The sequence below is a fragment of the Streptomyces sp. NPDC001889 genome (assembly GCF_053594535.1).
In genome coordinates this window covers 209,943-228,796 of the sequence record NZ_JBSFER010000018.1, presented here as the reverse complement: position 1 = coordinate 228,796, position 18,854 = coordinate 209,943, and the positions used below count along the sequence as shown (strand labels likewise).

At 74.3% G+C, this 18,854-nt stretch carries 18 protein-coding genes and 1 pseudogene; 9 read left to right on the top strand and 10 right to left on the bottom strand.

Annotated elements, in window-relative coordinates; genetic code table 11:
* A pseudogene (locus ACWCRA_RS22325) lies at positions 1-82 on the bottom strand (electron transfer flavoprotein subunit beta); the annotation flags it as partial.
* A 185-nt stretch (positions 83-267) separates the two neighbouring features.
* Here ACWCRA_RS22325 and ACWCRA_RS22320 point away from each other — a divergent pair.
* A complete protein-coding gene (locus tag ACWCRA_RS22320; protein WP_451068425.1) occupies positions 268-981 on the top strand; it encodes a TetR family transcriptional regulator in 714 nt (237 codons plus the stop codon).
* Between the two features lie 98 nt (positions 982-1,079).
* Positions 1,080-1,463: a Zn-ribbon domain-containing OB-fold protein gene (locus ACWCRA_RS22315; protein ID WP_351554655.1), complete on the top strand. Its 384-nt coding sequence runs from the start codon at positions 1,080-1,082 to the stop codon at positions 1,461-1,463.
* A gap of 42 nt (positions 1,464-1,505) precedes the next feature.
* Here ACWCRA_RS22315 and ACWCRA_RS22310 read toward each other — a convergent pair whose 3' ends face one another.
* The gene (locus ACWCRA_RS22310; RefSeq protein WP_451068417.1) at positions 1,506-2,096 is read right to left on the bottom strand and encodes a TetR/AcrR family transcriptional regulator; all 591 of its coding nucleotides are present in this window, start codon (positions 2,094-2,096) and stop codon (positions 1,506-1,508) included.
* Between the two features lie 97 nt (positions 2,097-2,193).
* Between ACWCRA_RS22310 and ACWCRA_RS22305 the strand changes: the two genes are divergently transcribed.
* The 4 genes from ACWCRA_RS22305 (at position 2,194) to ACWCRA_RS22290 (ending at position 5,035) form a co-directional block, all read left to right on the top strand.
* Positions 2,194-2,607 carry a VOC family protein gene (locus ACWCRA_RS22305; RefSeq protein ID WP_351554649.1) on the top strand — a complete coding sequence of 138 codons (414 nt, stop codon included), beginning with the start codon at positions 2,194-2,196 and terminating at the stop codon, positions 2,605-2,607.
* A gap of 84 nt (positions 2,608-2,691) precedes the next feature.
* The gene (locus ACWCRA_RS22300; protein WP_451068416.1) at positions 2,692-3,372 is read left to right on the top strand and encodes an ABC transporter permease; all 681 of its coding nucleotides are present in this window, start codon (positions 2,692-2,694) and stop codon (positions 3,370-3,372) included.
* Entirely contained in the window at positions 3,369-4,040 is a 672-nt protein-coding gene (locus tag ACWCRA_RS22295; RefSeq protein WP_351554643.1) for an ABC transporter permease, read from the top strand. Before ACWCRA_RS22300 ends, ACWCRA_RS22295 begins: the two co-directional genes overlap by 4 nt.
* On the top strand, positions 4,040-5,035 hold the full coding sequence (locus ACWCRA_RS22290) for an ABC transporter substrate-binding protein (RefSeq protein WP_451068415.1): 996 nt from the start codon (positions 4,040-4,042) through the stop codon (positions 5,033-5,035). Before ACWCRA_RS22295 ends, ACWCRA_RS22290 begins: the two co-directional genes overlap by 1 nt.
* A 16-nt stretch (positions 5,036-5,051) precedes the next feature.
* Here the strand turns inward: ACWCRA_RS22290 and ACWCRA_RS22285 are convergent, their stop codons facing one another.
* The 5 genes from ACWCRA_RS22285 to ACWCRA_RS22265 form a co-directional block, all read right to left on the bottom strand.
* Entirely contained in the window at positions 5,052-6,410 is a 1,359-nt protein-coding gene (locus tag ACWCRA_RS22285) for a sensor histidine kinase (RefSeq protein WP_451068414.1), read from the bottom strand.
* On the bottom strand, positions 6,407-7,087 hold the full coding sequence (locus ACWCRA_RS22280) for a response regulator transcription factor (RefSeq protein ID WP_351554634.1): 681 nt from the start codon (positions 7,085-7,087) through the stop codon (positions 6,407-6,409). Before ACWCRA_RS22280 ends, ACWCRA_RS22285 begins: the two co-directional genes overlap by 4 nt.
* 565 nt (positions 7,088-7,652) lie before the next feature.
* Positions 7,653-9,206 carry a hypothetical protein gene (locus tag ACWCRA_RS22275; RefSeq protein ID WP_451068413.1) on the bottom strand — a complete coding sequence of 518 codons (1,554 nt, stop codon included), beginning with the start codon at positions 9,204-9,206 and terminating at the stop codon, positions 7,653-7,655.
* Positions 9,207-9,276: 70 nt separating this feature from the next.
* Complete coding sequence (locus ACWCRA_RS22270; RefSeq protein WP_351554628.1) at positions 9,277-10,248, bottom strand: acetylxylan esterase; 972 nt, start codon at positions 10,246-10,248, stop codon at positions 9,277-9,279.
* A 302-nt stretch (positions 10,249-10,550) separates the two neighbouring features.
* Entirely contained in the window at positions 10,551-11,714 is a 1,164-nt protein-coding gene (locus tag ACWCRA_RS22265) for an ABC transporter ATP-binding protein (protein ID WP_451068412.1), read from the bottom strand.
* 198 nt (positions 11,715-11,912) lie between these two features.
* On the opposite strand from ACWCRA_RS22265, the gene ACWCRA_RS22260 reads away from it, so the two are divergent.
* From ACWCRA_RS22260 to ACWCRA_RS22250, 3 genes are all read left to right on the top strand, one after another.
* Positions 11,913-13,424, top strand: coding sequence for a cellulase family glycosylhydrolase (locus tag ACWCRA_RS22260; RefSeq protein ID WP_351554622.1), 1,512 nt, complete (start codon positions 11,913-11,915; stop codon positions 13,422-13,424).
* Between the two features lie 237 nt (positions 13,425-13,661).
* Complete coding sequence (locus ACWCRA_RS22255) at positions 13,662-14,960, top strand: alpha/beta fold hydrolase (protein WP_351554669.1); 1,299 nt, start codon at positions 13,662-13,664, stop codon at positions 14,958-14,960.
* A 27-nt stretch (positions 14,961-14,987) separates the two neighbouring features.
* Positions 14,988-15,734, top strand: coding sequence for a PIG-L deacetylase family protein (locus ACWCRA_RS22250; RefSeq protein WP_351554619.1), 747 nt, complete (start codon positions 14,988-14,990; stop codon positions 15,732-15,734).
* Between the two features lie 18 nt (positions 15,735-15,752).
* Here ACWCRA_RS22250 and ACWCRA_RS22245 read toward each other — a convergent pair whose 3' ends face one another.
* The 3 genes from ACWCRA_RS22245 to ACWCRA_RS22235 form a co-directional block, all read right to left on the bottom strand.
* Positions 15,753-16,505, bottom strand: a complete 753-nt coding sequence (locus ACWCRA_RS22245; protein ID WP_351554616.1) for an SAM-dependent methyltransferase — start codon at positions 16,503-16,505, stop codon at positions 15,753-15,755.
* Positions 16,506-16,571: 66 nt separating this feature from the next.
* Positions 16,572-17,477: a ribokinase gene (locus tag ACWCRA_RS22240; RefSeq protein ID WP_351554614.1), complete on the bottom strand. Its 906-nt coding sequence runs from the start codon at positions 17,475-17,477 to the stop codon at positions 16,572-16,574.
* A gap of 289 nt (positions 17,478-17,766) precedes the next feature.
* Positions 17,767-18,852, bottom strand: a complete 1,086-nt coding sequence (locus ACWCRA_RS22235) for a LacI family DNA-binding transcriptional regulator (RefSeq protein ID WP_451068411.1) — start codon at positions 18,850-18,852, stop codon at positions 17,767-17,769.
* Between the last annotated feature and the right edge of the window lie 2 nt (positions 18,853-18,854).

The window sequence follows — 18,854 nt, the reverse complement described above, 5'->3', positions numbered from 1 at the left end:
CCACCGTCAGATCCCCGGCGAAGCCACGGTCACCCGAGGCATCGGGCACATACTTCACACAGACAACGATCCTCAAGCTCACGCCGGCTCTCCTCGTGATGGGCGGGTCAGTCTCCGACCGAGGCTATGGCACTGAGTACCCCGTGTAAAGGTACTCAGTGCCAAAACCTCCCTTCCGGTGCTACGTTTCCCGGCATGACTGAGGTGCGCAGACGACGCAAGGCCGCCCCCGGGCCCACGACGGAGCCGGCGGCGGCCAGGGCACCCATGCGCGATGTGCTCGCCGAGGCCGCCTTCCAGCTCTTCATGGAGCGGGGTTTCGAGGGGACCACGGTGGACGACATCGTGGCCCGGGCGGGGGTGGGGCGCCGGTCCTTCTTCCGGTACTTCCCCTCGAAGGAGGACGCGGTCTTCCCCGACCACGAGCGCTGCCTCGCCGATATGACGGCGTTCCTGGGGGCCGCGGCCGACGGCGACCCGGTGGAGCGGGTCTGCGAGGCGGCCCTGATCGTGCTGCGGATGTACGCGGCCAACCCCGAGTTCTCCGTCCAGCGTTACCGGCTCACCAGGGAGGTCCCCGGGCTGCGCACCTATGAGCTGTCCGTGGTGCGCCGCTATGAGCGCACGCTCGCCGGCTATCTGCGCGGACGCTACGCCACGGCGCCGGACGGGTCGCTGCGGGCCGAGGTGATCGCCGCCGCCGTGGTGGCGGCGCACAACAACGGCCTCCGCTCGTGGCTCCGTTCGGGCGGCGACGGCGATGCCCGGGCCGCGGTGGACCACGCGCTCGGATTCGTGCGCGAGGTCTGGGGCGGCGCCCCGGGCGGGTCCGCGACGGTGCTGCCACCGGCGGCCGGGGCGGGCGCCGGGACCGGCGACGACCGCGAGGTCGTGGTGATGGTCGCACCGAGAGGCGCCCCGCTGTGGCGCGTGGTGCAGCAGCTCGAAGCGGCCCTCGGCGACGGCCGCACCAGCACATAGGCACTCAGTACCTGTACGGGAAGGCACTCAGTGCCATATGGTGCGGAGGCGCCCCCGCGAGGCGTGGCGCGTTCGAGTCGAGTGCAGGGAGTCGAGACGTGTCCCAGCCCGCAACCGGTACCGCGCCGACGGCGCGGCGAGAGACCGGCCTGATCTTCCAGCGCTGCCGCTGGTGCGGTACCGCCTCCTTCCGGCGGCTGCTGTGCCCGGTCTGCGCGTCCAGTGACCTGGAGTCGGAGTGCAGCTACAGCGAGGGTGTCGTGGTCCGGTCGGCCGTCGTCAACCGCTATACGCGGGTGGCGCGCAACGAGTCCCTGGTGCGCTTCCCCGAGGGCTTCATGTTCCGCTGCCGTGTCGTCGGCATCCCGCCGCAGTTCGTCTGGGTCGGCGCCAGGGTGCGCCCGGTGGCCGACTGCGACCCCCACGAGGGCGATCCCGTCCTGGAACTCTGTGATCCGGTCGGACACTCCGACCGCTACTGAGCACCCGCCGGCCCGGCCGCCCGGGCGGGCCGCCGCCCCGGCTCACGGCGCCCGCAGCGCCTCCAGCATCCGGGAGAGCGCCGCCCGGGTGTCCGCCAGATCGTCCGGGGTCCCGGACGCGGCCAGCCACAGGGCTGCCTCGTTCATCGCGCCCGAGAGCAGATGGGCCAGCGGGGCGACCGGCTGCCGGGTGATGACGCCCCGCTCCGCCAGCGCGGTGAGCGCCTCGGCGAGATGGCGCGCCGATGACGCCTCGTCCATGCCCCGCCACTCGTTCCACCCCAGCACCGCGGGGCCGTCGATCAGCATGATCCGCTGGATCTCGGGGGCGGTGGCCGCCGTGATGAACTCCTGACAGCCGGCGGTGAGCCGCTCCCACGGGTCCTCCCGGGCGTCGGCCGCGGCGGCCACCCGCTCGCCCACCTCCTCCTGGACCTGCTCCAGCACCGCGCGGAACAGCGCCGCCTTGCCCTCGAAGTGGTGGTAGAGCGCGCCCTTGGTGACCTCCGCGGCCCGCACGATCTCCGCCAGGCCCACCGCCCCGTACCCCTGTGCCGCGAACAGCTCCCGGCTCACCCGCAGCAGGGTCTCGCGGGTCCGCTCCCGCTGCTGGGCTCTGGTCATGTGCCGCATCGTGCTCCGTCCGCCATGCGCTCCCGCCTTTGACATACCGATGGTACGTCACTACCGTTATTCGCGTACCAACGGTATGTGAAAAAGGGAGACCACCGTGCTGACCAGCTTCTATCCCGTGATTGCCACCGACCGGGTCCAGGAGACCGTGGACTTCTACACCCGGCTCATGGGCTTCGAGACCACCTTCGAGGCCGACTGGTACGTCAGTCTGCGCCGCCCCGGCGAGCTTCCCTACGAACTGGCCGTCCTGGACCACACCCACCCCACCATCCCCGAGGGCCACCGCAACCCCGTCAGTGGTCTCCTCCTCAACTTCGAGGTGGCGGACGCCGACGCCGAGTGGGAGCGCCTGGTCGTCCGCGAGGGACTCGAACCCCTGCTGGAGCTGCGCACCGAGGACTTCGGCCAGCGGCACTTCATCGTCGCCGACCCCAACGGCGTCCTCATCGACGTCATCACCGAGATCCCGCCGGCGGCGGAGTACGCGGGCCACTTCCTCACCCCGTGAGCCGCCCGCGGCCCACGGGCGGGCACGCACTCGAACAGGCGAGCAGAACGCGCGCCCGTCCCGCCACCGGGCTCCAATGAACGGGTGACGGCGACCCCCGACGACTGCCTCGCACGCAATGAGTGGATCTGCGGTGAGTACCTCTCCACACGCAGCGCGATCCTCACGGACGCGGTGCTCCAGCACCTCCAGCTCACCGCGGTCTCCGTGCTCATCGCCCTCGTCGTCGCCTTTCCGCTCGCCATCGCCGCCCGCCGCTGGCGCTGGGCGGCCGGACCGGTCCTCGCCGTGACGACCGTCCTCTACACCATCCCCTCCCTGGCGATGTTCTCGCTGCTGCTGCCCGTCTACGGGCTCTCCGCCTCCATCGTCATCGCGGGCCTGGTCCTCTACTCCCTCACCCTGCTCGTACGGAACATCCTCGCCGGGCTCCGCGCGGTCCCCGAGGAGACCCGGCAGGCGGCCCGCGGCATGGGGTACGGCCCTGTCCGGCTGCTGCTCGCCGTCGAGCTGCCGCTCGCGCTGCCCGCCGCCATGGCGGGTCTGCGGATCGCCACCGTCTCCGCGATCTCCCTGGTCACCATCGGGGCGATCGTCGGCTACGGCGGTCTCGGCAACCTCATCTACGCCGGAATGAACACCTACTTCAAGGCGCAGGTCCTGACCGCATCGGTCCTCTGCGTGGTGATCGCCGTCGCCGCCGATCTGCTGCTCCTGCTGGTCCAGCGGTTCGCCACCCCCTGGACCCGGGCGGTGAGCGCATGAACACCCTCGCCCAGGCGTGGGAGTGGCTCACCGACCCGGCCCACTGGTCCGGCGAGGACGGCATCACCCACCGCCTCGTCGAACACATCCACCTCACCGGAGTCTGCCTCGCGCTGAGCTGTCTGATCGCCCTGCCCGTCGCCCTGGTCCTCGGCCACCTCGGCAGGGGCGGTGCGCTCGCCGTCAACATCTCCAACGTCGGCCGCGCCGTGCCGACCTTCGCCGTCCTCGTCCTGCTGCTGCTCAGCCCGATCGGCGGCTACGGCGCCTGGCCCACCATCATCGCCCTGGTGCTCTTCGCCGTACCGCCGCTGCTGACCAATGCCTACGTCGGCATGCGCGGCGTCGACCGCGATGTCGTACGGGCGGCACGGGGCATGGGCATGACGGGCCGGCAGATGCTGTACGGAGTGGAGATCCCGCTCGCGCTGCCGCTGATCCTCACCGGCGTACGGATCGCCGCGGTCCAGCTCGTCGCCACCGCCACCATCGCCGCGCTCGCGGGCGGCGGCGGGCTCGGCCGGATCATCACCGCGGGCTTCAACCTCGCCTCCACACCCCAGGTGGTGGCGGGCGCGGTCCTGGTCGCCGTCTTCGCGCTGATCGTCGAGGGACTCTTCGAGGCCGGGCAGCGACTGGCCCCCGGCCGGCCCCGGGGGAACGGCTGATGCGGGCCCGCCTCGGTGTCGCCGCCCTCGCCCTGCTGGCGGTCACCACCTGCACCAGCGGGCCCTCGCTGGAGCACCGGGGCGAGGTCACCGCGCCCCCCGGCGACAGCAGGGACCTGACCATCGGCTCGGCCGGCTTCACCGAGAGCGACCTCCTCGCCCAGATGTACGCCCTCCTCCTGCGCCACGCCGGATACCGGACCCGGGTCCTGTCCGTCACCAACCGGGAGATCTACGAACCCGCGCTGGAGAGCGGTCAGATCGATGTGGTGCCCGAGTACGCGGCCACCTTCGCCGACTGGCTGAACGCCAAGGCCAACGGCCCCGACGCGCCGCCCGCCGGCTCCCCCGATCTCGGCCGGACCATGACCGCCCTGCGCCGGCTCGCGACCCCGCGCGGCCTCGAAGTCCTCGACCCCGGGAAGGCCGTCGACCAGAACGCCTTCGCCGTGGCCCGGAGCTACGCCGCCGAGCACCGGCTGAAGACCCTGAGCGACCTGGGCAGGTCGGGGCTCCCCGTACGGCTCGCCGCGGGCGACGAATGCGTCCAGCGGCCCTACTGCGAACCCGGGCTCAAGAAGGTCTACGGAATCGACATCACCGCCGTCGACCCCAAAGGGGTCGGCACCACCCAGGCCAAACAGGCGGTCCAGAGCGGCCGGGACCAGATGGTGCTGACCACGACCACCGACGCGACACTCGACAGCTTCGGACTCGTGCTCCTCGCGGACGACCGGCACCTCCAGAACGCCGACTACATCGTGCCCGTGGTCAACCGCTCCCGCGCGGGCGGCGCGGGGGCGACCCGCGCGCTGGCCCGGCTCAACACCGTACTGACCACCGCCGATCTGGCGTCGCTGAACCGGCAGGTGGACAGCTGGCGCAGACTGCCCGAGGACGTGGCACGGCGGTATCTGGAGTCCAGGGGACTGCTCAACGGGCCCGGGGCGGGACCCCGGTCCTGGGTCTGCCCCTCCTGCGCGGGGCCGCCCTGACCGGCGGGGCCGCCGGTCAGCTCCCGTCCGCGCAGTGGGCGCACGGCAGGGAGACGACGAAACGCGCACCGCGCGGGCTGTCGACGATCGCCAGAGAGCCCTGGTGGAGCCCGACGACATGGTGGGCGATGGCCAGACCGAGCCCCGCCCCGCCGGTACGGTGGCTGCGGGCGTCATCGAGCCGGCTGAACCGTTCGAACACGCGCTCACGGTCCTGCGCGGGGATGCCCGGACCGTCGTCGCTCACCTCCAGCAGCGCCCGCCCGGACCGCGCCTCGTGGCGCAGCCGGACCGAGATCCGGCCGGCGGCGTAGCGCTCGGCGTTGTCGAGCAGATTGCCGAGCACCTGCGCCAGCAGCAGCGGATGGCCGCGCACCACCGAGGGGCCCGGCCCGGCCGACACCGCGAGCGCCAGATGCGCGGCGGGGGAGCGCCGGCCGCACTCCGAGCGCACCAGACGCCCGAGGTCGACATCGTGCCCGGCGGCGGGCCGCACGGCACCCGCATCGATCCGGGCGAGCACCAGCAGATCCGCCGTGAGCTGCTGAAGCCGCATCGCGTCGCCCAGCGCGCGCTCCACCACCCGGGGCCAGTCCGCGTTCCCCGGCTGCGCCAGCGCGATCTCCAGCTCCGCGCGCAGCGCGGCGAGCGGTGTGCGCAGCTCGTGCGAGGCGTCCGCGGTGAAGCGCCGCTGCTGCTCCACCGAGAGTTCGAGACGGGCGAGTGTCTCGTTGAGGGTCCGGGCCAGCCGGCTGATCTCGTTGTCGGTCCGGGGAACGGGCACCCGCTGGTCGAGATGGTGCTCGCTCAGGTCGGTGAACCGCAGCCGGATGACCTCCATGGGCCGCAGGGCGCGCCGGGCGGTGAACCAGGCGGTCGCCGCCACCGCGGCGGTGACCATGATGACGGAGACCGCCGCCCGCCGCCCCACCGTGGTGAGCCTGGCCTGCTCCCGCTCCAGGGTGTTGACCGTGACCAGCCGGATGATTCCGGGCGGGGCGTTCGCCGGGGTCGTCATCCGCAGCGGCCGGGGCCGGTCGCCCAGGAGCGCGGGCCACGGCCAGGGTGACAGCGTGCCGCCCCGCTCGCCGCCCGCCGGGTCCTCCACCGCGCAGTACATCCGTATCCGGGGAGCGGGCGCGGCCGTGCGGGCCATGCCCAGACGGTCGCAGGTCTCCAGCATCCGGCCGTCCCGCACGGCCTGCTCCCCGGCGAGGTTCGCCCGCAGCGCGGCGGCGCTCAGCAGCTCCTGCCGGGACAGAAGCACGACGAAGGACGCCCCCATGGCCAGCGGGATCGCCACCAGGACCGCGGCGAGCAGCGCCACCCGCGCCCGCAGGCTCAGCGCGGGCCACGGCCGCCGCGCGCGGATCACGGCGCGGGCCGTTCGTCTTCCAGCCGGTAGCCGGCGCCGCGGACGGTGTGGATGGTGCGGCGCCCGAACGGGGTGTCGATCTTGCGGCGCAGCGCGCTGACATAGACCTCCACCACATTGACATCGCCGTCGAAGTCGCCCCAGACGTGCTCCAGCACCTCGGTCTTGGCGACCACCTCCCCCTGGCGGCCGGCGAGATACCAGAGCACGGCGAACTCACGGGCCGTCAGCGGCACCGGGACATCGCCGCGGTGGCAGCGCCGGGTGGCCGGGTCCACCGTCAGATCGCCCAGCCGGATGACGGCGGGCCGCTCCCGCCGGCCCCGGCGGACCAGGGCGCGCAGCCGCGCCACCAGGGCGACATACGAGAACGGCTTGGTGACGTAGTCGTCCGCGCCGGTGTCCAGCCCCTCCGCCTCGTCGTACTCGCCGTCCTTGGCCGTCAGCATCAGGACGGGGGTCCACGAGCCGGCTTCCCGCATCCTGGCGCAGACCCGGAATCCGTTCATCCTCGGGAGCATCACATCGAGTACGACGATGTCGTACTCGTTCTCCAGCGCCAGCTCCAACCCCCGTAACCCGTTGTCCGCGGCGTCGACCGCGAACCCCTCCCCGGTCAGCCCGCGTCTCAGCAGTTCCACGAGTCTCGGGTCGTCCTCCACCACCAGAATCCGCATGTGCGCAGTATTGCCCCGCGCGCCTGAGGCCACGCTGAGAACGAACACGCGCGGGACGCCGCCGCGTTCCTGAGGATCTCTCAGGAATCCTCAGGCTGCCCACAGGACACCGGTGCCAGCATTTCCCCACGAGGACGGCCGGCCCGGAGGCGGTCCCCCCGGCGGGCGGACCGCCCGGGGGCCCGGCCGGGGTTCGCGGTACCGGGGGACAGGAGGGGGCGTGCCGATGTCCGGGCAGCGGTGTGAGGGCGGTTGCCCCGGCCTCGCGGTCGCCCCGCCGGCGGCCGGGGGCGCCGGCGCCTCCCGGGCGCTGTTCCCCGGCCTTTTCGGGGGAGGGGCGGGGCGCGTCGCGGAGCGCGGACCGGGGGAGGGGGCGCGGAGTCCGGGCAAGGGGTCACGGGGGTATCCCTTGCCCGGCGGACCACCGTGCCCCCGGCCCCGCCCGGAGGAGGGGGCGGCCCGGGCGCCCCGGGCCGGCTGCCGCGCCGGTGGCCGCGTGGTTCTTCCGGCGGGCCCGCGGGGACGCGCCCGCCGGGGGGACCGCCTCCGGGCCGGCCGGCCCGGCTCAGACCGGATGCTCCGCGTGCAGGCTCTCCAGCCGCTGCTGGAGCACCTTGAGCGCCCCGCGCTGCCGCCCCGGCACCCGGCGGCGCAGCGCCACCAGCCTGGGGGCGAGCGCGCGGGCCCGGGCCGCGTCCTGGATCTGCTCCCACTGGTGGTGGGCCCGGTCGACGGCGCCCTCGACATCGGGGTCGTCGGTGGTCTGCTCGCGGACCAGCCGGGCGTCGGCCGCGGTCATCCACAGCTCACAGCTGAGCGCGGGCTCCCGCGCCAGCCGCGCCAGATCGGCGCGCACCTCCAGCCAGTGCAGGGCCTGCGCCGAACCGGGGCCGTGGGCCCGCAACTCCTGCTGCTCCCACGCGGCGGCGGCAGCGGCGGCCTCGGTGTGCCGGCCCGCGCGCGCGGCCGACAGTATCGCCGGATGGGGATCGTCGGCGGCGCCGCCGCCCGGAGGCGCCAGCGGACCGGGCCCCGGCCGTGTCCGCCGCGGCGGACCGCCCACCACGGGCGACGGGCCCGCACCGCCGTACCCGGGGGACGGCTCCGGCGCCCCGGCCGGAACCGGTGTCCCGGTGGGTGCCGGCGCGGCGAGGGGCGGGCCTGGAAGGGTGTCGGGTGCCTCGGAGGAGGGTGCGGGGTGCGGCGAGGGGGCGGCGGCTCCCGGGAGGGAGGGTGCCGAGGGAGCGCCGGGCGTCGCGGTGCCGAGGGACGGCGCGGGGCCGGGAAGGGGTTCGGGTGGTCCGGCGGGGTCGGGGTCCGGGGTCCCGCCCGGCGCCCCGGGGGAGGGCGCGGAGGCCGCCGGCGCCGGGTTCGGGAAGGTGCCGGGGAGTGCGGCGCGGGACACGAACGGGGGCGCGCCCGGTGTCCCGGCGGGAGCGCTTCCCGGCTCCCCGAACACCCCGGGCCAGCTCGGCAACCCGGACAGCAGCAGAGCCCCCTCCGCCCCCACCTGGGCCACCGCCTGCTCGTGCAGGGCGTCCGGGCCGGGCCGGGCACCGGCGCGCCAGATCGACGCGCACGCCCGCAGATACTCGGGGGCCGCCTCCTCGCGGCGGGACGGCGCCGGCACCACCCGGCCGTACATCCGGATGGAGAGCCCCAGCCCGAGACCGTCCTCGCCCACCTTCCGCCAGGCGTCGGTGTCCGCCACCAGATCGACGAAGACCGTGGTCGTCCCCGGCCGTCTGATCGTCAGCTCCGAGGCCAGCCAGTGCCAGGGCAGCCCCGTGTACCGCAGGGTCGACGGCGTCGACCGGGCGAGCGCCAGATGCGGCAGCCGCTGCTTGCGGTCGAGCTGCAACTGCCCGGCGACATAGAGGAACAGCGGTCCGGGCTCGGCCGCGGCGGCCCGGATACGGGTCAGCACCGTCTGCGGGTCGAGCGGATCGGCGAGTTCGACCACGGTCGCCGCGCCGGTGCCCGTCAGCGCGCTCGGCGGCACCGCGGCGAGCGCGGGCAGCACGGAACTCGCGTCGACCAGACGCCCTTTCCCGACCGGCGCGGCCGCGATGAGCAGCGCGGTCCCCGTCGCGGCAGTGTCCCCACCCGTGATCAGCACACCCCGCACGGTATCCGACGCCGCCCCCGGGGAGCGCCCCGCACGCCGGTTCCGGGGTGCGCCCCGCACCTCACCCGGACAGGACCTTCGGCAGCCAGCGCAACTGGGCCGCCTGCTGGAACGGTCCGCCCCCCTCATGGTCGTTGAAGTCGTAGACCTCGATCTCCTTGCTCCGCCCGGCATAGGCGTTGAACGCCGCGAACACCGTCGACGGCGGGCAGGTCGTGTCCTCCAGGGCCACCGAGAACAGCGCGGGCATCCGGGCCCGCGCCGCGAAGTGCACTCCGTCGAAGTACGCCAGCGTCCGCCGGACCCGCTCCCCGCTGCCCCGGTGCGTCCGGAGGTAGTTCCCCACCTCGACGTAGGGGAGCCGGTCGGTGATGGAGATCGCCCGGGGGAAGTCGCACAGAAAAGGCACATCCGGAGCTATCGCCACCAGGTCGGGGACGAGCCCGCCCACCGCGAGCGCGACTCCGCCGCCCTGGCTCTCCCCGACCACCGCCGTGCGGGTGGCGTCGGTGAGCGGATGCGCGCGCGCCGCCTCCACCGCGCGGACCGCGTCCGTGATCAGCCGTCGGTAGTAGAAGCTCTCGGGGGCCTCGATGCCCCGGGTCAGAAAACCGGGGTGGGAGGGAGCGCTGCCGACCGGGTCGGCCGTCGTCCCCCCGCTCCACATGCTGCCCTGGCCCCGGCTGTCCATCACGAAGTGGGCGAACCCGGCCGAGGCCCAGAGCAGATGGGCGTGCGGCAGCCCGCGCCCACCGCCGTACCCGACGAACTCCACCACCACCGGGAGCGGTTCACCGGCCCGCGCGGGGAGCACCAGCCAGCCGTCGACCGGATGCCCGCCGAACCCGGCGAAGGTCACGTCGTACACCTCGACCGTGGCGAGCCCGGTCTCCACCGGTTCGAACCGCGCCCCGAGTCCGTGCGCCCGGGTCCGCGCCAGGGTGTCCGCCCAGAACCGGTCGAAGTCCTCCGGCTCGGTGGAGCTGCTGTGGTAGGTGCGCAGTTCTTCGATGGGCAGATCGAACAGGGGCATCGGGCACCGCCTTGGGCTCGGGGACGGCCGCGGCCGCGGGGTGAACGGGGCGGAACAGGGGAAGCGCGGGGAAATTGTGCCCGAAGTCCTGACGATTGTTCAGACGGCGTCGCCCGTATCCCCTTGAAGTGCCGGACCGGTGGACACCCGTCCGCGGGGGCGGTACGGCCCCGGCGCCCACCGCCCCCTGTCCGCGCCGGGCGCCCCACCCCTGCGGGGGAGCGCGTACGGCTCCGTACCGCCCCCTGTGTCCGCCGCTCCGCGCCCCCTGTGTCCGCCCGGCACGGTCCGGGCGGAAGACCCTAGGCGTCCGACACCGAGTCGAAGTCCACCTCGTCGCGCGGGATGCCGCGCTCATCCGCGTCCACCGACCGGCGCAGCGCCTCGTGCAGCTTCGCCGGGGTCAGCACCCCGGCGAAGCGCGCTCCGTCGACCACCGCGACCCACCCGGCGTCGTGCTGGAGCATTTCGCTGAAGGCCTGCTTCAGGGGCGCCCCGAGCGGTACCCACGCCTCCATGCGGCGGGCCTGGTCGCCCACCGTGGCCTGATCCCCGGCGAGCGAGAGCGCCTCGGCCGACACCCAGCCGTGCAGATCGCCGCTCGTGCCGACCACCACGGCCCAGCGTGCCTCCTCGGCCCTCAGCCGGGCCGCCGCCGCCCGCGCCGGCTCGTCCAGCCGGGCGAGCGGCGGCTGCTCCAGGTCGTCCCGCTCGATCGCGGTCACCGAGAGCCGCTTCAGCCCCCGGTCGGCGCCGACGAACCGGGCCACATAGGGGGTGGCGGGGGCGCCCAGCACGGCGGCCGGGGTGTCGAACTGCTCGATGTGCCCCTGTCCGTACACGGCGATCCGGTCGCCCATCCGCACCGCCTCCTCGATGTCATGGGTCACCAGGAGCACCGTCTTGCGCACGGTCGCCTGGAGGCCGAGGAACTCGTTCTGGAGCCGTTCGCGCACCACCGGGTCGACCGCCCCGAACGGCTCGTCCATCAGCAGCACGGGCGGGTCGGCGGCGAGCGCGCGGGCGACACCGACCCGCTGGCGCTGGCCCCCGGAGAGCTGGGCCGGGTAGCGGGGCCCGTAGGTGCCGGGGTCGAGCCCCACCAGATCCAGCAGTTCGGCCGCCCGGGCGCGCGCCTTCGCCCGTTTCCACCCGATCAGCGCGGGCACCGTCGCCGTGTTGTCCAGAACTGTGCGGTGCGGGAAGAGCCCGACCTGCTGGATGACATAGCCGATACGGCGGCGCAGCCGCACCGGATCGACGGCCGCGATGTCCTCGCCGTCGACCAGGATGCGGCCCGAGGTCGGCTCGATCAGCCGGTTCACCATCATCATCGTGGTGGTCTTGCCGCAGCCGGACGGCCCCACCAGGGTGACCAGCTCACCCTCACCGACCTCGAAGGACAGGCCGTCGACGGCGGCCGTGCCGTCCGGGTAGACCTTGCTGACCTGCTCGAACCGGATCATGTCCCCACGCTAGGAGCGCGGCCGTGCCGCCGCACACGGGCGGGACTGTACGAGTTGCCCGCCCCGGGGCCGGGGGCCGCGCCGGTGGCCGATCTTTACTTGTCATGACCCTTGCAGACCATGGCCGGGACTGGTTCCATCGTTAGGAAAGTTTCCTTCCAGTCCCGGTCTGTACCCCAACCAGGCAACGGAGACCTCATGAAACCCTCACGGAACGTGCTCCGCTCCCTCGGCGGCTTCGGCGCGGTGGCGGCCGCCCTGCTCCTCGGCGCCACCGCCGTCCCCGCCGCCCAGGCCACCCCCGCCGCCCAGGTCACCGCCCCCGTCTCCCGGGCCGCCGCCCCCACCGCGCCCCGCCCGGCAGCCGCCACCGTCCACGAGGCCGAGAGCGCGGCCGTCTCCCGGGGAGCCGTCGAGTCCAACCACCGCGGCTACACCGGAAGCGGTTTCGTCAACTACGACAACGTCACCGGCAGCAGCGTCGAGTGGACCGTCGCCGCCGCACAGGCGGGCGCCACCTCACTCACCCTCCGGTTCGCCAACGGCACCACCGCCAACCGGCCGATGGACATCAGCGTCAACGGGACCGTCGTCGCCGCGAAGAAGTCCTTCGCCGGCACCGGCGCCTGGACCACCTGGACCACCGTCACCGTGGAGGCCGACCTCAGGGCCGGTGCCAACGCCGTCCGGGCCACCTCCACCAGCGCCAACGGCGGACCCAACGTGGACAGCCTCAGCAGCGAGCCGAAGGGCGCGCCGCCCGCCGGGAACACCCCCGCCGGGATCAACGGCCAGCTCACGGTCTGCGGCACCAAGCTCTGTAATCAGTACGGCAAACCCATCCAGCTGCGGGGCATGTCCACCCACGGCCTCCAGTGGTACCCCCAGTGCGTGACCAACGGCTCCCTCGACGCCCTCGCGGGCGACTGGAAGGCCGACGTCCTGCGGATCTCCATGTACATCCAGGAGGGCGGCTACGAGACCAACCCGCGGAAGTTCACCGACCAGGTCCACGCGATCATCGAGCAGGCCACCGCGCGCGGGATGTACGCGATCGTCGACTGGCACATGCTCAGCCCCGGCGACCCGCACCACAACCTCGCCCGAGCCAAGACCTTCTTCACGGAGATCGCCCAGCGCCACGCGGGCAAGAGCAATGTGATCTACGAGATCGCCAATGAGCCCAGCGGTGTCACCTGGTCGCGCATCAAGAGCTACGCCGACCAGCTGATCCCCGTCATCCGCCGGCAGGACTCCAACGCCCCCGTCCTGGTCGGCACCCGCGCCTGGTCGTCCCTCGGGGTCTCCGAGGGCGCCAACGAGACCGAGATCGTGAACAACCCGGTCAGCGCCTCCAACATCATGTACACCTTCCACTTCTACGCGGCCTCGCACCGCGACGAGTACCTCAGCACGCTGTCCCGCACCGCCGACAAGCTCCCCGTCTTCGTCACCGAGTTCGGCACCCAGGACTACTCCGGTGACGGTGCCAACGACTTCACCATGTCCCAGCGGTATCTGGACCTGATGGCGAGCAAGAAGATCAGCTGGGTCAACTGGAACTTCTCCGACGACCACCGCTCCGGCGCCGTGTTCCAGCAGGGCACCTGCGACAGCGGCGGACCCTGGGCCGGCACCTCGTCCCTGAAGCCCGCCGGTGTCTGGATTCGCGACCGGATCAGGACCGCGGACAACTTCCCCACCGACTGATCCGCCCCTCCCCCGCGGACCGGCCCGCCACCGGTCCGCCGGCCGGCCCCCGCCGGCCGTCTCCCGACCGGGCCCACCGGCCCGTCTCCTGACCGGTCCGGCAAGGCCCGCCCCACCGCTGAACAGCACAGCGGCCGGGCGGCGCCGGCCGGACCCCGCAGTGCCACCCGCGCCCGCCCGGGGCATCGCCGTGTGATCCCATGGGCGGGCGTGCAGCACAGAACATCAGGAGTGCCAGTGACCCGTTACCGCCAGCCCGGCGTCGTCCTCACCGATCGGTCCTTCACCGTCCCGCTCGACCACACCGAACCCGGTGGCGAGCAGCTGGAGCTCTACGGCCGCGAGGTCGCCGCCGCCGGGCACGGCGGCGAGGAGCTGCCCTGGCTGGTCTATCTGGAGGGCGGCCCCGGCTGCGGCGCCCGCCGCTTCGCCGGTGCGCAGGCCTGGCTGGGCCGCGCCGTCCAGGACTACCGGGTCCTCCTCCTCGACCAGCGCGGCACCGGCCGCTCCACCCCGCAGAACCGCCAGACCCTCCCGCAGCGCGGCGGCCCCGGGGCCCAGGCCGCCCACCTCGCCCACTTCCGCGCCGACAGCATCGTCCGCGACTGCGAGCTGATCCGGCGGCGGCTCACCGGCGGCGCCCCCTGGAGCGTGCTGGGCCAGAGCTTCGGCGGCTTCTGCGCCACCCACTACCTCTCCACCGCGCCCGAGGGCCTGCGCGAGGTGTTCATCACCGGCGGCCTGCCCTCCCTCGACGCCCACGCCGACGACGTCTACCGCGCCGCGTACCCCCGTATCCAGCGCAAGACCGAGGCCCACTACGACCGCTACCCCCAGGACGTGGCGCGGGCCCGCCGGGTCGCCGCCCATCTCGCCGAGCACCCCACCGTGCTCCCCGGCGGCTACACCCTCACCCCCGAGGCGTTCCAGTCGCTCGGCATCCTCCTCGGCGGCGGGGACGGCAGCCACCAGCTCCACTACCTCCTGGAGGACGCCTTCATCAGGACGGGCTCCGGACACCAGCTCTCCGACGCCTTCCAGGAGGCGGCCCTGGGCCACCTCTCCTTCGCCACCCGCCCGCTGTACGCCGTACTGCACGAGGCCATCTACGGCCAGGGCGGGCGGCCCACCGGCTGGTCCGCCGAGCGGGTCCGGGCCGAGTTCCCGCAGTTCGACGCCGCCGGCGCGCTCGGCGGCGGCGCGCCGCTGCTGTTCACCGGCGAGACCATCCACCCCTGGCACTTCACCGCCGACCCCTCGCTGCGCCCCCTGCGCGAGACCGCGGAACTGCTCGCCGCCCGCACCGACTGGGCCCCGCTGTACGACGCCGGCCGGCTCGCCGCCAACGAGGTGCCCGTCGCCGCCGCGATCTACCACGACGACATGTACGTCGACACCGCCCACTCGCTGCACACGGCCCGCGCCATCCGCGGACTGCGCACCTATGTCACCGACGAGTACGAGCACGACGGGGTGCGGGCCGGCGGACGACGGGTGCTGGACCGGCTGATCGCCCTGGTCCGCGGAGAGGTCTGAGCGGCCTCCCCGTCCTAGGGTGTGATCATGACCGACTCCCGTGATCAGCAGCTCGCACCCATGCCCGAGGACTGGCGGCGCGCGCTCGCCGTCGTCGCCCACCCCGACGACCTCGAATACGGCGGTGCCGCGGCCGTCGCGGGCTGGACGGACGGCGGCCGGGAGGTGTCGTATCTCCTCGCCACCCGCGGCGAGGCCGGGATCGACACCATCCCGCCGGCCGCGTGCGCGCCGATCCGCGAACGGGAGCAGCGGGCGAGCGCGGCGGCCGTCGGGGTGTCGACGGTGGAGTTCCTGGACCACCCCGACGGGGTGATCGAGTACGGCACCGCCCTGCGCCGGGACATCGCGGCGGCGATCCGCCGCCACCGCCCCGAGCTGCTGATCACCCTGAACCACCGGGACACCTGGGGCGGCGGGCACTGGAACACCCCCGACCACCGGGCCGTGGGCCGGGCGGCGCTCGACGCGGTGGCCGACGCGGGCAACCGGTGGATCTTCCCCGAACTGATCGCCGAACAGGGCCTCGAACCCTGGAACGGGGTCCGCTGGGTCGCGGTGGCCGCCTCCACCACCCCGACCCACGCGGTCGACGCGCGCCCGGGCCTGGAGCGCTCCATCCGCTCGCTCCTGGAGCACCGCACCTACCTCGAGGCGCTCACGGACGAGGACCCGGAGACCTACTGCCGGACCTTCCTCACCGGCCACGCGGAGGCGGCGGGGGAGCGCTTCGGAGGACGGCCCGCGGTGACCTTCGAACTGTTCCCGCACTGACCGGTCCCGGACCGGCGCTCACCCGCCCCCGGGCGTCTCCCGGAGCAGCAGGGTGACGAAGCCGAGCGTGCGCCGGTAGCCGCGCAGCCAGCCGGCCCGGTGCTCGGCCGCCGCCCTGAGCGCGTCCCCGCTCTCCGGGTCCTCCGGATGGTCGAGTCCCCAGCGTGCCAGGGTCCCGGTCCACGCCCACTCGTACGCGTCCCACTCGGCGAGCGAGCTGACATGCCCGTGGACCGGCGTCCAGCCCTCGGCGGTCACCCGGTCGACGGTCACGGCGAGAGTGTCGTACTCGTCCGCCGCGAACCCCGCGCCGAGCGCGGCCCGGTCCGGCTCCCGCTCCCAGAACCCGTCCCCGATCAGCGCGGTGCCGCCCGGCGCGAGATGGCGGCGGGCGGCCTCCAGGGCGGGCAGCAGACCCCCGAAGGCATGGGCGGCCCCGACGCAGATCACCACGTCGAACCGGTGGCCGGGCGCGAAACCGGCCGCGTCCCCGGTGTGCAGCGCGATCCGCCCGTCCAGACCGGCCGCGCGGAGGTTCTCACGGCCCCGCGCGACGGCCGCCGCGTCCAGGTCGACGCCCTCCGCCCGCAGCCCGGGGCGGTTCCGCGCCGCCCGCTCCAGCCAGACCGCCCGGCCGCAGCCGAGATCGAGCACCCGTTCGTCACCGCGCGGCAGGGCGCGGTCCAGGAGCGCGGCCACCGAGTCGTCGCTCAGGGGCGCGGCGACGGGATGGTCGCCATGGGCGAGCGCACTGATCCTCTGACGTTCCATGGGCACATCCTGCCGCCGGCCGCCCCGCGCGTCTCCTGGATTCTCCCGCCGGGCCGCGCCCCCGCTTCAGCCCGCCGGGAGCTGCTCGGCGGTGGGGTACGAGTCCTGCGCGCCCTTCCGCGTGACGGCGGCGGCTCCCACCCGCGCGGCGTAGGCGGCTGCCGCGGCCAACTCCTCTCCGAGTCCCAGCCGCCACGCCAGGGCGGCGGTGAACGCGTCGCCCGCCCCGGTGGTGTCGACGGCCCGGACCCGGGGGCTCGGCACCCGTACCGCCGTGTCCCCGTCGCCCTCGGCGACCAGCGCGCCCTCCGCGCCCAGCGTCACCACCACCGAGCGGGGGCCCCGGGCGAGCAGGGCCCGCGCCCAGCCGGCGGGGTCGTCGCCCGCCTCCTCGCCGAGCAGGAACCGGGCCTCGTGCTCATTGACGATCAGCGGATCGCAGGCGGCCAGCACCTCGGCGGGCAGCTCGGCCGGCGGCGACGGATTGAGCACCAGCCGCCCGCCGGGCGGCAGGGCGCGCACCGTCTCCGCGACCGTCGCGAGCGGGATCTCCAACTGGACCGAGACCACCCGGGCGGCCCGGAACAGCGGCGCGGCGTCCCGGACATCCGCCGGGGTCAGCCGGGCGTTGGCGCCGGGCGACACCACGATGCTGTTGTCGCCCGAGGGGTCCACCGTGATCAGCGCGACGCCCGTCGGCGCGCCGCCCACCAGCACTCCGCTCACATCGACCCCGGCCTCGCGCTGGGCTTCGAGCAGCAGCCGCCCATGGCCGTCGTCGCCGACCCGGGCCAGCAGGGCGGTACGGGCCCCGAGCCGGGCCGCCGCGACGGCCTGGTTGGCGCCCTTGCCGCCGGGGTGGACGGCCAGATCGGAGCCGAGCACCGTCTCACCCGCCCCCGGCCGGCGCTCCACCCGGGTCACCAGATCGGCGTTGGCCGAGCCCACGACCAGCAGTTCACAGTCGTCCATCCGCAGTCTCCCTCGCTCCCACAGGTCCGGGTCCGTGTCCGGGTCCGGTTCAGCTCCGGGACCGGGTCCGGTCAGCCGGAGCCGGTCGCCTTCCCGCCCCTGTCCATCCTCATGGGCACCGGCACCCGGCGGCGGGCCTCCCGCGCCGGGCCGCGCCGGCCGTGTGCCCCGCGGCCGCCCGGCGGCCCGGTCGCCCGGAGCCCGCCGCCGTCGCGGCCGGCCGCCGTCACCGGGGAGCCGCGCGGGCGCGGGCGGGCGCCCCCGGTCGGGGGCTGTCGGGCGGGTGTGCTCATGAGGCCGTCGTCCGGCCCTCCGGCCCCCCACCGCCGGAGCCGTGGAGGGTCTGTCCGCGACCGGGGGAGGGGGCGGCGGGCGGCGGCGGGTGCGGCTCGCCGCAGGAGCGCCGGACGACCAGCCTGGCCGGGAGGGTCACCGACCTCGGGGGCCGGCCCTCGATCCGGTCGATCAGCGCCCGCACGGCGGCGCGGCCCAACTCCTCGGTGGGCTGGGCCACCGAGGTGATGGGCGGATCGGTGTGGACGAACCAGGGGATGTCGTCGAAGGCCGCCAGCGCGATGTCCTCCGGGACCCGCAGACCGCGGGCCCTGATCGCGTCCAGCGCGCCGAGCGCCATCAGATTGTCGGCGGCGAAGACGGCCTCGGGGGGCTCGGGCAGCGCGAGGAAGCGCTCCATGGCCGTCCGCCCGCTCCCGGCCTGGAAGTCGCCCTGGCCGATGTACGTTTCGGGCAGCGCCAGGCCCAGGGCGCCGAGCCCCGCGCGGAACGCCGTCACCCGCTCGCTGCCGGTGGTCGTGGCGGGCGGACCCGCGATGATCGCGAGCCGGCGGTGGCCGAGGCCGTGCAGATGGCCGACCAGATCCGCCACGGCGGCCCGGCCGTCGGCCCGGATGACGGGCACGTCCAGGCCCGGAATCCAGCGGTCCACGAAGACCACCGGCATACCCGACCGCACGGCGTCGGGCAGCAGCGGGGAGCCCCCGCCGGCCGGGGAGACCAGCAGCCCGTCGATCCTGCGGTCCAGCAGGGTGCGGATGTGGTGGTCCTGGAGTTCGGGCCGCTCGTCGGCGTTGCCGAGGATGACGCTGTAGCCGAGGGTGCGGGCCTCCTCCTCGACGGCGCGCGCCAGCGCGGTGAAGTAGGGGTTGAGCAGATCGCTGATGACCAGGCCCAGGGTGCGGGTGCGGTCGGTGCGCAGCGACCGGGCGACCGCGTTGGGCCGGTACTCCAGCGCGGTCACGGCCGCCAGCACACGGGCCCGCGCGCCGGGGCTGACCGAGGGATGGCCGTTGAGCGCGCGCGACACCGTCGCCACGGACACCCCGGCGCGCGCCGCGACATCCTTGATGCTCGCCACCG

Bases quoted from the DNA above. Each gene is read 5' to 3' on its own strand.
- ACWCRA_RS22320 (WP_451068425.1), top strand. From the start codon at position 268: ATGCGCGATGTGCTCGCCGAGGCCGCCTTCCAGCTCTTCATGGAGCGG.
- ACWCRA_RS22310 (WP_451068417.1), bottom strand. From the start codon at position 2,096: ATGCGGCACATGACCAGAGCCCAGCAGCGGGAGCGGACCCGCGAGACC.
- ACWCRA_RS22295 (WP_351554643.1), top strand. From the start codon at position 3,369: ATGAACACCCTCGCCCAGGCGTGGGAGTGGCTCACCGACCCGGCCCAC.
- ACWCRA_RS22290 (WP_451068415.1), top strand. From the start codon at position 4,040: ATGCGGGCCCGCCTCGGTGTCGCCGCCCTCGCCCTGCTGGCGGTCACC.
- ACWCRA_RS22280 (WP_351554634.1), bottom strand. From the start codon at position 7,087: ATGCGGATTCTGGTGGTGGAGGACGACCCGAGACTCGTGGAACTGCTG.
- ACWCRA_RS22270 (WP_351554628.1), bottom strand. From the start codon at position 10,248: ATGCCCCTGTTCGATCTGCCCATCGAAGAACTGCGCACCTACCACAGC.
- ACWCRA_RS22265 (WP_451068412.1), bottom strand. From the start codon at position 11,714: ATGATCCGGTTCGAGCAGGTCAGCAAGGTCTACCCGGACGGCACGGCC.
- ACWCRA_RS22260 (WP_351554622.1), top strand. From the start codon at position 11,913: ATGAAACCCTCACGGAACGTGCTCCGCTCCCTCGGCGGCTTCGGCGCG.
- ACWCRA_RS22250 (WP_351554619.1), top strand. From the start codon at position 14,988: ATGACCGACTCCCGTGATCAGCAGCTCGCACCCATGCCCGAGGACTGG.
- ACWCRA_RS22245 (WP_351554616.1), bottom strand. From the start codon at position 16,505: ATGGAACGTCAGAGGATCAGTGCGCTCGCCCATGGCGACCATCCCGTC.
- ACWCRA_RS22240 (WP_351554614.1), bottom strand. From the start codon at position 17,477: ATGGACGACTGTGAACTGCTGGTCGTGGGCTCGGCCAACGCCGATCTG.